This window comes from Paenibacillus sp. N119s (genome assembly GCF_059447605.1).
This window is the reverse complement of record NZ_JCAJRU010000166.1, coordinates 1-11,687: the sequence shown is the minus strand read 5'-3', so window position 1 is coordinate 11,687 and position 11,687 is coordinate 1. Positions and strand designations below refer to the sequence as shown.

General features: G+C 46.4%; 11 protein-coding genes. 3 read left to right on the top strand and 8 right to left on the bottom strand.

What is annotated here, in order from left to right:
- The 8 genes from AC5V8P_RS17750 to leuC form a co-directional block, all read right to left on the bottom strand.
- On the bottom strand, positions 1–255 hold a 255-nt coding region (locus tag AC5V8P_RS17750; protein ID WP_495473750.1), incomplete at its 3' end, for a dynamin family protein.
- 463 nt (positions 256–718) lie between these two features.
- On the bottom strand, positions 719–991 hold the full coding sequence (locus tag AC5V8P_RS17745; protein ID WP_013310628.1) for a hypothetical protein: 273 nt from the start codon (positions 989–991) through the stop codon (positions 719–721).
- 65 nt (positions 992–1,056) lie between these two features.
- On the bottom strand, positions 1,057–1,731 hold the full coding sequence (nth, locus tag AC5V8P_RS17740) for an endonuclease III (RefSeq protein WP_063213415.1): 675 nt from the start codon (positions 1,729–1,731) through the stop codon (positions 1,057–1,059).
- Between the two features lie 213 nt (positions 1,732–1,944).
- Positions 1,945–2,595: a GerMN domain-containing protein gene (locus tag AC5V8P_RS17735; RefSeq protein ID WP_064796453.1), complete on the bottom strand. Its 651-nt coding sequence runs from the start codon at positions 2,593–2,595 to the stop codon at positions 1,945–1,947.
- 49 nt (positions 2,596–2,644) lie between these two features.
- On the bottom strand, positions 2,645–4,144 hold the full coding sequence (locus AC5V8P_RS17730) for an N-acetylmuramoyl-L-alanine amidase family protein (RefSeq protein WP_064796452.1): 1,500 nt from the start codon (positions 4,142–4,144) through the stop codon (positions 2,645–2,647).
- Positions 4,145–4,441: 297 nt separating this feature from the next.
- Positions 4,442–6,016 carry an N-acetylmuramoyl-L-alanine amidase gene (locus tag AC5V8P_RS17725; protein WP_064796451.1) on the bottom strand — a complete coding sequence of 525 codons (1,575 nt, stop codon included), beginning with the start codon at positions 6,014–6,016 and terminating at the stop codon, positions 4,442–4,444.
- Positions 6,017–6,247: 231 nt separating this feature from the next.
- Positions 6,248–6,850: a 3-isopropylmalate dehydratase small subunit gene (gene leuD / locus AC5V8P_RS17720; protein WP_064796450.1), complete on the bottom strand. Its 603-nt coding sequence runs from the start codon at positions 6,848–6,850 to the stop codon at positions 6,248–6,250.
- Between the two features lie 21 nt (positions 6,851–6,871).
- Positions 6,872–8,296, bottom strand: coding sequence for a 3-isopropylmalate dehydratase large subunit (leuC, locus tag AC5V8P_RS17715; RefSeq protein WP_064796449.1), 1,425 nt, complete (start codon positions 8,294–8,296; stop codon positions 6,872–6,874).
- A gap of 185 nt (positions 8,297–8,481) precedes the next feature.
- Here leuC and AC5V8P_RS17710 point away from each other — a divergent pair, with 185 nt between their 5' ends.
- From AC5V8P_RS17710 to AC5V8P_RS17700, 3 genes are all read left to right on the top strand, one after another.
- Positions 8,482–9,018 carry a hypothetical protein gene (locus AC5V8P_RS17710; RefSeq protein ID WP_231116798.1) on the top strand — a complete coding sequence of 179 codons (537 nt, stop codon included), beginning with the start codon at positions 8,482–8,484 and terminating at the stop codon, positions 9,016–9,018.
- A 129-nt stretch (positions 9,019–9,147) separates the two neighbouring features.
- The gene (fdhF, locus tag AC5V8P_RS17705; protein WP_064796448.1) at positions 9,148–11,310 is read left to right on the top strand and encodes a formate dehydrogenase subunit alpha; all 2,163 of its coding nucleotides are present in this window, start codon (positions 9,148–9,150) and stop codon (positions 11,308–11,310) included.
- The coding region (locus AC5V8P_RS17700; protein ID WP_495473749.1) for a 4Fe-4S dicluster domain-containing protein at positions 11,307–11,687 on the top strand (381 nt) is incomplete at its 3' end. The genes fdhF and AC5V8P_RS17700, both read left to right, overlap by 4 nt.

Here is an 11,687-nt window from a genome sequence, read left to right as displayed (position 1 = left end):
AGACACTACATTAGCGCTCGTAGGCACCGGTCCAGATGGGAGCACGGTTTTACCACACAGGCTGTTAATCAAGCTTGATTTACCTGCTGAAAAATGTCCACAAAAGGCAATGGTCAGCTCTTGCGCATGCGCTTTTTCCAGCAAATCTCCTACCGCCTTCGCTCCTGCTACATCCCTTGCTTTATACAAGCTATCCTGTATCTGTTCTATCGTATTAAACCACTTTTCCGCATCCCCTGTAATCGTTTGCATCATAAGCTACGGCTCCACTCCTTGTTTCTTATCTGCACCAAATAGCTATATTGTAGCATTCTTAAGCCACTGTGAGAATCATCACAATAAAAAAACTAAAAAAAGCGCTCCCTGCCTGTACCTGGCTTTCGGGAACGCTGTTCTTGTAAATGACAACATCCAGAGGGGCTGTCTGTCGTTGCTTCAAATCGTTTGATGAATTAAACGAATAAGTATTTTGGCAACCGAATGCGTTTCATCAAAGCCCCTCAAAGGGCAACAATGAAGCAAGATATGTAAACAACGGGTGAGCCTGCTTCCTGATATTGAAATGTAAAACCGCAACGGCTGAATAATGAAATCGTCCATATCCAGCGTTTGATGATGGTCTGTAAAGCTTGTGCAAAATATGCGCCTTCGGGCTGGTTAGACCAGCCGAGCCGCCTATACCGGAACATGCAAAACGCATGTCATCCGCTAATTGCACTTAATTAGCCGCAGTCTCAAGCACTGGCAGCAAAATTTCAAATACTTGACCATGCTGTAAAATCGTAATTCCACGAGATTTGTCCTTCATTACGACCACTTCTGGCTTTTGCGACATACGCTCCAAGTAATGCTCGGGTACATCACCAGAATGACTAACTGTGATTCCTTCTAATTCGCGTTCTTCATTTTCAGCAAACTCTGTTGTTACAATTTGCTCGAAAATGTCAGAGAACGCTTCAAAATTGTCTGTATATACCGAAATGCACTTCATTACTCTTCATCCTTTTCTACACATAAATGGTTAAACCCTATTACCCAAATAGGTCTATCGGGTCTTTAAGCTCTACGTTTCTTATCTTTTCTGATAAGAGACGTTTTCATACGTTTCTTGCCTTCCCTGCACACATCAAGTAATGGACATACCTGACATTGAGGGTTTTGAGCTTTACAATGGTAGCGTCCGAAAAAAATGAGCCGGTGATGGGTCACAGACCATTCATCCCTAGGTACCCTTTTCATCAGCTTTTTTTCCACCTCAAGCACTGAATCATCCCACCCTGCAAAGCCGAGCCGTTTGGAAACGCGCTCTACATGCGTATCTACCGCAATAGCTGGTACATCAAAAGCAGTAGAAACTACGACATTAGCCGTCTTGCGGCCAACACCGGGTAGCTTGACCAGTTGATCATGCTCCGAGGGGATCTCTCCCCCGTACTGGTCTATTAAAATACGGCAGAGGTTATGAATATGCTTGGCCTTGTTTCGGTACAAGCCGATTCTACGAATATCCTGCTCCAGTTCCTCAAGAGGAACAGCCAGATAATCCTCAGGTGACTTGTACTTTTGAAACAGGTCTGCCGTTACTTTATTGACCATCTGATCGGAGCATTGAGCAGACAATAACACGGCTATTGTTAATTCAAAAGCATTGTTATGATTCAGCTCACAATGGGCCTCCGGAAACATTGTACCGATGGTGTCCAATATATGACGTGCGGTTGCTGCATTCACGGAAATCCTGCCTCCTAGCAAAAAAAACGTCTTGATACGGGATAGCCCGCATCAAGACGGTCACTCTAAATAATCATCCGGAAAGAAACGAATACTATTTGTGCATGACTGCCTGCATAGGCGAGAAATACACTCCTATATTATCATTATCTGTCACAGATTGCACGTGAAAAGTGTGTAAATTCCCAAGAAATTTTCATACAGTCTGATCGATTAGCGACTCATAGGATGCTCTAAATCTACATGTCCCATCAAGGACTCCAGAGATTGACCATCTACAAGCAAATCCAGTGTTTTGACTTCCTTGAATTGAAACATCGTTTGCTTCAAGGCATCAATAGCTAACTCCTCGCCGCCAGCTCCTAATCGAGCCTCATCCGGCAGAGAAATATCAAAGGTCAATGCACCGTTATCTAATTTGATCTTATGCACATTAATTTTCTCGGACCATAACGGAATGAGAGCAGAATTACCACTTTTTTGTAGAGCTTCAAACGCTTTTTTGAATTTTTCCAGCTCGCTTGGGTAAGTAATTTCCTTTTTCTGTTCTTTCAAGCCGTTCTCTTGAGTATCTGTGTAGTACACCGTGATCTGCTGTGTTTGTTGATCTCCCGACTTTTCCGTGTCCGTTTTGGTCTTGGTAGGCTCCGTCGATGGAGTTGCAGGTGTTTGACTCGCTCCATTATTTTCAGCAGACTGCGCTGATGAATCAGGGGTCGTCTGGTCAGGTGTATTATTTTGTGCAGCTGGAGTTTGTGTTTCCTGAGATGGAGTCGCAGGAGCCGATGTTTGCTTAGAGGCACACCCTGCACCTGCAATGGCAAACAGTGCCAGCAGACCTGCAATTACAATTTTCTTGTTCATACGTCTGTCCCCCTCCTTGCTTAACGTTGGCAAGCGGTTTGTTGAAGATTTATTTTACGCCGAGATACGCTGTGATTCCATCTGCAATCCCTTGAGCTACCCGGTTTTGAAAATCTCCATCAAACAGTGTTGCTTCCTCTTTTGGATTACTCAGATATCCTACTTCAAGCAAAACAGCCGGCATAGTCGTTTCCCGAATCACATGGAAATTTCCATAACGAATGCCTCGGTCTGTCAGACCTGTCGCAGGAGCAAAGTACTTATGCATAACGTCAGCAAACGCTTTGCTTGCACTACGCTGGTAATACGTCTCTGTACCATTGGAAGCCGAGCTACCGCTGCTGTTAGCATGAATGGATACAAATACGTTAGCTTTAAGATTTTCAGCCACTTTTACACGCTGTTTAAGCTCTAAAAAAGTATCATCGCTACGTGTTAACACAACCTCAATATTCGGATTCTGTTTTAATATGCTTTCTACTTTCAGAGCCATCGCCAAGTTGAAGGTCTTTTCATAATTTTTTCTTGAAGCACCCACTGCTCCGGAATCTTTGGCTCCATGTCCAGCATCAATAACAACGATCTTTTTACCATTGCTGTTCACTGGAGATGTCTGCGTATCATCTGGCTGTGACCCATCCGGTAACGTTGCGTCTGGCGTCGTATTCACCGAATCCTTGGAAGCCAGATCGACGATCACATGATTGGATCCATCATTATATGCGGTATAATTCATGGCATGTTTCAGATCAATAACAACACGCACCGTTGATGGTTCCTTTTGAAATAAAGCATAACGGATCCCAGACACATCCGCTTCATTTTCAATGTCCAGCGAACCATTCAAATTGCTATCCAGCTTCTGTTGGTCTCCAAAATTATCAGCAAACGCAGTTGCTGGCAAATCCACCACTACCCGATCGGGACCTGTCATCGTAAACGCTTTCGGCTTGACGGCACCCGCTGTTGTGATGGTTAGACGGTTTTGGCTAAAGTTAACCCCCTGCACCCACGTCACACCTGGATCCGCATTATTGGCTGGCGCCGTTACACTACCTGTATCTGTACTGTTATTTCCGGACTTGGGAGGTGTAAATTCCCCGTTTCCAGACCCGCTGCTGCGGGTATATAATTTTACGGACTTGGAGCTGCTGTCCCATTTTACGTCCAGTCCCATCTGCTCGCCGATAAAGCGAAGCGGTACAAGGGCATAATCGGAACGCAGCAGAGGCGAAGCATCCAGACTAATATCGCTCCCATTGACAGTCGCCGTCTTACTTCCGATTATCATCCGGATCGAGGTACTGTCCTTCTCAATCGTTATGGTTCGCGCCTGCTGCTTCCACGTCACGTCATATCCCAAATTTTCAGAAATTACGCGTAGCGGAACCATCGTACTTCCGCCAATAACTTGTGCCTTAGCCCCACTAGGGACACTTAACTGTTGATCGTCGAGATAGATCTGTGTTCCACTCGAAGCCGCATGTCCATAACCCGGAACCGCCCACATGAAGACAAATAATAACAACAAAAAACCAAATTTCTTCATTCGTCACCCTTCCATTCATAATTTTTTTGCCACATGCTCCGGTGCGGCGACCTGATATACGCGCTTATGTAATATCAGACAACCTTATAGACGTTATCTCACACCAAAAGTTGCGAATATATTCCATCATAACAGAAATATACGTGCTAAAGGACTATTTTTTGTCGAATTTTGACTAAAAATATAGACCATTCGCTTTCCGTCAAAAGTCACAGTCAAAAAAATAAAAAAAGCTATTTTTCACCCCCCATGAATTTTCATCAAAAGGTGAAAAAGTAGCTTTTATTCCAAGTACTCTTAGTTGAGTGTTTCAGTTATTCCTGTACCTGTTCCAAGATACTCCCTTAGGCTATCGACAATACCTTCGGCAATCTTCTGCTGTGTTTCTTCTGTAAACATGGCCGCTTCATTGGACAGATTACTAAGGTAGCCACATTCCAGCAATACAGCGGGCATTTGTGATTTTCTCGTCACCACATGGTTTGCCACCTTAATGCCATTATCCTTGAACCCGGTTGCAGCCACAAGATGTTTGTGCATGATCGTGGCGAGGCTCAGACTTTCCTGACGTGCATAATAGGTTTCAGAGCCATTGGCTTTTCCGTTATTAGAAGCTGGCATGCTGTTGCCATGAATGGAAACAAACACGCTAGCCTGTTGATTATTAGCGAGCTGTGGCCGTTCATCCAGCGTAGGGTACGTATCTCCATCGCGAGTTAATACAATTTGAATAGCAGGATCATTTTGAAGAAGCTGCTGAACCTTTAATGCTACCGCCAAAGTAAATTCCTTCTCATGTCGTCCAGTCACACTGCCTGCTCCAGGGTCCTTGCCGCCATGTCCTGGATCAATTACGACAATTCGCCGTCCTTCGACATTCGTTGGTGCTACTATCTCCGGATTCACACTACGTTCACGTAACTTAAGGGTGATATCTCCTATGCCGTTTGTTGAAAGATCGTAATCACGCACCTGGTTTAATACAATGACGATACGAGCGCCCCCTTTTGTTCCATCCGCAGGAGCAAATCTGATTTCCTGTACATCCTGACTGTCACTAATCGTCAACGCCCGCGTGCCATCCTTGCGAACCGGAAACGACTGAAGAAGATCTGTTGATAGTGAAGCCTCCGGTAAATCAACAACTATACGGTCAGGTCCCGTCATTTTGGATACTTTAGGAGTTAGGTCTTTGTTCAGAGAAATCTTTAGCGTTTCATTATCAAAGGAAATGTTTTGTACAAGCAGCGCATTTGCAGCAGTCTGTTCCGCCTTCGACTCCTTGGATGGTGAAGAAACGGCTTCCGAATGCTTGTCTGCTTCAACTGGAGCTAATGTCGTCACTGTTGCTGCAGACGTTTTAGTTGTACTTTTTGTGCTCTGTGTTGACGTTTGCGACGATTGTTGGGATTGAGACTGCTTATCCGCTTGTTGAGTTGCCATCTTCTGACTGAGGTTTACGGATTTATTTTGATTATTCCAATCTACTTTTAATCCCATTTGCTCCCCAACAAAACGCAAGGGAACCATGGTCGAGCTGCCCCGCAGCACAGGCGGTGCATCCAAACTGACTGTTTTTCCATTCACATCAGCCGATGTACGGCCTACATACATAGACATATCGGTACTATTTTTTTGAATTGAAATTTTATAGGCTTGTGGTTCCCACTTAAACTGGTATCCAAGCTGCTCGCCAACCACCCTGAGCGGTACCATGATTTTACCATTGACCATTTCAGGCTTGGCATCTGCAGGCGCTTCCACCCTTTTGCCATCCAAAAACAATTCTGCTCCAGCCGCATTTACATGAGGGGAGGACGGCCATAACCAAATCATAATAGCCGCTAGTATCACCCAACCATATTTCTTCATCCTCATTCCCCTAACTTATTTATGTATTTTTTATGTTTCTTCACAGATACAATCCATCAACCATTTTACATTTACAATACCATGTTGAGTCGAACCGTCAACCCCTTATTTACCAATTTATGATCTAAACATAACAAAAGCCCGCAGGCAAAAGAGTTGCCAGTACGGGCTGTCTGTTTATCAAATAAATCAACTATATTCCTTCTATTGAAACTGAACTGGAAATGAGCATTATGCGCCTTGTTTTGCCGCACGTTTCTGCTCATAAGCCAGAATTTCAGACTCATGCTGGAGTGTCAAGCCAATATCGTCCAAGCCTTGCAACAGAAATTGACGACGATGTTCATCCAAATCGAATTCAATATGCAGACCGTAATCATCAGTGATTGTTTTTTCATTCAGGTCTATGTTCAATTGATAGCCATCATGCTTTGCCGTGCGCTGGAACAATTCCTCTACTTGCTCTTCAGACAGCTTGACCGGTAAAATACCGTTTTTAAAACAGTTATTATAGAAGATATCCGCAAAAGAAGGCGCGATTACACAACGGTACCCATAGTCCATGATGGCCCATGGCGCATGCTCACGAGAGGAGCCGCAGCCAAAGTTGGCGCGAGAAATCAGCACAGAGGCCCCTGCATAACGAGGCTTGTTCGGTTCAAATTCAGGATTAATATTGCCTGCCTCATCAAACCGCCACTCGTAGAACAAAAACTGCCCAAAACCTGTGCGCTCGATGCGTTTCAAAAATTGCTTAGGAATAATAGCATCCGTATCCACGTTCACCCGATCCACAGGCGCTACAATACCTTTTAAAGTTGTGAAAGCTTCCATCGTAAATTCCTCCTCCGTATCCTAGCGGACAACTTCTTCCTGCTTGAATTTCCAATCCCGTACATCGACAAAGTGTCCATGAATCGCCGCAGCGGCTGCCATGGCCGGAGATACAAGGTGAGTCCGTCCTCCGCGTCCCTGACGACCTTCAAAGTTACGATTAGAAGTTGAAGCACAGCGCTGCCCCGGTTGAAGTACATCTGGATTCATCGCAAGACACATGCTGCAACCCGCTTCGCGCCATTCAAATCCTGCTTCTTGAAAAATGACGTCCAGTCCTTCTTGTTCAGCCTGAATTTTCACACGACCCGAACCAGGTACGACAATTGCTGTGACTTTGTCAGAAACCTTGTAGCCCTTGGCTACCTCGGCCGCAGCGCGCAAATCTTCAATCCGTCCGTTGGTGCAAGAACCGATAAACACATAGTCAATCGCAATATCCGTGATTGGTGTGCCTGGCTTCAAATCCATATATTCAAGCGCTTTTTCAGCTGCTTTACGTTCGTTTTCTGTCGGTAATTCTGCCGGAATTGGTACGGTTGAGGAAATATCTGTACCCATGCCCGGACTGGTGCCCCACGTTACTTGTGGAATTAAGGAATCCACGTCAAACTCCAGTACGACATCAAACTCGGCGCCTTCGTCGGTGACAAGCTCTTTCCACTCAGCAACTGCTTGATCAAAAGCATCACCTTGTGGCACATGCTCGCGTCCACGCAAGTAGTTGAAAGTCGTTTCGTCTGGCGCAATCATACCTGCTCTGGCTCCGCCTTCAATGGACATGTTACACACTGTCATGCGTTCTTCCATGCTCAATTCGCGGATGGACTCGCCCGTGTACTCAATAACATAGCCTGTAGCGAAATCAGTACCGTATTTGGCGATGACACCCAAAATCATGTCCTTGGCTGTCACCCCAGGTTTGCGACGCCCTACAAAACGAACCTCCATCGTTTTTGCTTTTGCTTGCTGGAGACATTGGGTTGCCAATACGTGCTCTACCTCGCTGGTTCCGATACCAAAAGCGAGTGCTCCAAACGCACCATGAGTGGAGGTATGGCTATCGCCACAAACAATCGTTTTCCCCGGATGAGTCAGACCTAGTTCAGGTCCCATAACGTGAACGACACCTTGATCCACCGTATCCAGATCATATAGTGTGACACCAAAATCGCGGCAATTTTGAGTTAATGTATCAATCTGCTGCTTGGAAATCGGGTCCGTAATATTGTAACGATCTTTGGTCGGTACGTTATGATCCATTGTAGCAAACGTGAGCTCTGGACGACGTACCTTGCGCCCACTAAGACGGAGGCCCTCAAACGCCTGCGGTGAAGTTACCTCATGCACGAGATGAAGATCAATGTACAAAATACTCGGCTTGCCCGCTTCCTGATAGATGACATGGTTATCCCAAATTTTCTCGAACATGGTCTTTTTACTCATCAATATTCACCCCTGTGTTTTTCGAACCTAGTGGAGAGAAGCTGTACAGCTCTCTCTTGGATGTCAACAATATACCATGGCATGCCTGATTGGTCTAAGATATGATATCTATAGAAGTAATAGTTTTGGCCTATAACTAGGTGCCTCCCTCTAATCTAATTCATGTAAAATTTTGGTCTGGTGTAATGAATTTCACATCTTTCGAGGTCAACCTGTTCTACCATAGAAGAGTGATACGCCGTGCTGGGCAGACCATTTTGGTCGGGACATTTACTTCCTGTTCTAATTTAGCTACAGAGGCTGTCTGGCATGCGCGGCAAGTTCGCCTTTATTTTGATTCGAAGCGGAGTGTCCAGATGTTGAATACCGAATTGGAATACCGAGAGCGCATCAGGAAGCTGGCCGTATGTATTGTCAAGCATTACCGAGGGAAAGGACCGGACAACGTTAAGGTCTCTCTGGACTCACCACTCCGAGTTACAGTAGAGATCCAGGGTACTTTGTCTAATTTGTCCGAAATTCTCGTTCATGAAGGCGCTGTGGAAAAGGTCAGTGATTACTGGAACGTCCTTCGTCCTTATCTGGAAAAGGAGTTTATGAGGGAAGCCGAAAAAACACTTGGCAGTCCCTTCACTTACACTTGGGAGGTCTGCCCCTCCGTCCATGGAGACGGACATATTATCATTACTTGTGAATTACAGCACATACCCCGGTTGGATTAGCGGGAAGGAGATTAGCTCCTCGCTCGCGGATAAGCCAGTACAGGATGCAGCGTAAAGCGGCATTTTTGTATTGGCTTTTTTTCATGTTACGAGTTTCATCTATTTCATATAAAAAGAGGTGCTGCACACATGGCAGACAAAGTATTAACAGTATGTCCATACTGCGGAAGCGGTTGTCAGCTTCATTTGCTAGTGGACAAAGGACAGGTAATTGGCGCAGAGCCAGCTAATGGCCGTACAAATGAAGGAACATTGTGTCTGAAGGGACATTACGGGTGGGATTTTCTGAATGATCCACAGATTCTGACTGCACGCTTGCGCAAGCCCATGATTCGCAAAAATGGAGTCATGGAGGAAGTGGAATGGGATGAAGCCATTCAGTATACTGCCGAACGGCTGTCAGCAATTAAGGAAAAGTATGGACCTGACTCTATCATGGGGACGGGCTCCGCACGCGGTCCGGGGAATGAAGCCAATTATGTCATGCAAAAGTTCATGCGGGCAGTCATTGGCACCAACAATATTGATCACTGTGCCCGTGTATGCCACGGCCCTTCCGTAGCAGGTTTGACTTACTCGCTTGGGGATGGGGCTATGTCCAACTCTATTCCTGAAATTGAACATTCAGATCTCCTTTTCGTGTTTGGATACAATGCGCCCGAAACGCATCCTATCGTCGCAAGACGTATTGTAGCTGCCAAGCAAAGAGGTGCCAAAATTATTGTATGTGATCCGCGTATGACTGAAACAGGACGCATCGCGGATATGTGGCTACCTCTAAAAGGCGGCTCGAACATGGCTTTGGTGAACGCCTTTGGTCATGTGCTAGTACATGAAGGGCTGTACGACAAACGATATGTCGAAGCAAACACAGAAGGCTTTGCCGAATATGTAGAAAACATTAAAAAATATACACCTGAATATGCGGAAGGCATTACAGGTGTCAAGGCTGCTGACATTCGGGCGGCTATGAGGGAATATGCCAAAGCTCCTACCGCTACAATTCTATACGGAATGGGCGTATGTCAATTTTCACAGGCCGTTGATGTAGTAAAAGGTCTTGCTTCCCTTGCCCTGCTTACTGGTAATCTGGGCAAACCGAATGTTGGTATTGGCCCTGTACGTGGACAAAACAATGTTCAGGGCTCCTGCGACATGGGTGCATTGCCCAATGTGTATCCTGGTTACCAGGATGTCATCGACACCGCAGTTCGTAAAAAGTTTGAAAAAGCATGGGGTGTTGAGCTACCACGCAAAAAAGGATATTCACTTACAGAAGTACCACATCTCATTCTGAAAGAGAACAAACTGAAGGCTTATTATATCTTCGGCGAAGATCCTGTACAAAGTGATCCGAACGCTGCCGAGCTGCGTGAAGCACTGGAAAAATTGGAATTTGTCGTTGTGCAGGATATTTTCATGAACAAGACGGCACTGCATGCGGATGTCATCCTCCCTTCTACCGCTTGGGGCGAGCATGACGGGGTGTATTCTTCGGCAGACCGTGGCTTTCAGCGCATCCGCAAGGCCGTCGAGCCTCAGGGTGATGTAAAGCCAGACTGGGCTATTATTAGCGAGGTTGCTACTGCTATGGGCTACCCTATGTCCTATGCAAACACAGAGGAAATTTGGGATGAAATGCGAAGCCTAAGTCCCTTATTCGCTGGTGCCAGCTATCAGAAAATGGAGGAACAAGGCGGCGTACAATGGCCATGCCCTACAGAGGATCATCCAGGTACACCGTATTTGTACAAAGGCAACCAATTTTCCACACCTAGTGGTAAAGGCCGATTATTCGCTTGCGAATGGCGCCCGCCGCAAGAACAACCGGATGCCCAATTCCCGCTTGTCTTATCTACAGTACGTGAGGTAGGCCATTACTCCGTACGTACTATGACTGGTAACTGCCGTGCATTGCGCCAGTTGTCTGATGAACCTGGATTTATTCAGATTAGCCCAGAAGACGGAGCAGATCTGAACATTCTGGATGGCGAAATTGTGGCTATCTCCTCACGTCGGGGACGCATTATGGCGCGGGCACAAATCAGTGACCGTGTGCAGAAAGGTGCGACCTACATGACCTATCACTGGTGGGTCGGAGCATGTAACGAGTTGACCGCCGATTTTCTCGACCCGGTATCCAAAACCCCGGAATTAAAATACTGTGCCATCCGGTTGGAGCGGATTGCCGACCAAGCGCAGGCTGAACGTGATGTACATGAATCATACCAACAGATTCGTAAACAAATGAACGTTCAGGAAGCCGTTTTAGCTGACAAGGTGACGAGATGAGCGGCGCGCGAAACACGCTGAGCCGTCCGACAAACAGAATGGGGTCAGCCGATAGAACAAGTGCTGTTGCCTCCTCATTCGTCGTTGCAGACGGCGGGCAATGTATTGGCTGCAAAGCCTGTGAACTGGCGTGCTTCGCCGTTCATGGGCAGGCGGGGGGTATAGGCGCTTCGGTCGGAACCGTCAGTGTGCCTGTGGTTCCCAAGGTATATGTGGTACGCGCCGGAGATACGTATGTGCCAGTGCAGTGCCGGCATTGTGAAAATGCCCCCTGTGCACATGCCTGCCCGGTGCAGGCCATTCGCCAGGAGGACGGCGTAGTCATGATTGATGAGGACCGATGCATCGGTTGCACCTCCTGTGTCTTGGCCTGCCCC

Coding starts and splice junctions, on each gene's coding strand:
- AC5V8P_RS17725 (WP_064796451.1), bottom strand. CDS start 6,016: ATGAAGAAATATGGTTGGGTGATACTAGCGGCTATTATGATTTGGTTA.
- fdhF (WP_064796448.1), top strand. CDS start 9,148: ATGGCAGACAAAGTATTAACAGTATGTCCATACTGCGGAAGCGGTTGT.
- leuC (WP_064796449.1), bottom strand. CDS start 8,296: ATGAGTAAAAAGACCATGTTCGAGAAAATTTGGGATAACCATGTCATC.
- AC5V8P_RS17735 (WP_064796453.1), bottom strand. CDS start 2,595: ATGAACAAGAAAATTGTAATTGCAGGTCTGCTGGCACTGTTTGCCATT.
- leuD (WP_064796450.1), bottom strand. CDS start 6,850: ATGGAAGCTTTCACAACTTTAAAAGGTATTGTAGCGCCTGTGGATCGG.
- AC5V8P_RS17730 (WP_064796452.1), bottom strand. CDS start 4,144: ATGAAGAAATTTGGTTTTTTGTTGTTATTATTTGTCTTCATGTGGGCG.
- AC5V8P_RS17710 (WP_231116798.1), top strand. CDS start 8,482: ATGAATTTCACATCTTTCGAGGTCAACCTGTTCTACCATAGAAGAGTG.
- AC5V8P_RS17745 (WP_013310628.1), bottom strand. CDS start 991: ATGAAGTGCATTTCGGTATATACAGACAATTTTGAAGCGTTCTCTGAC.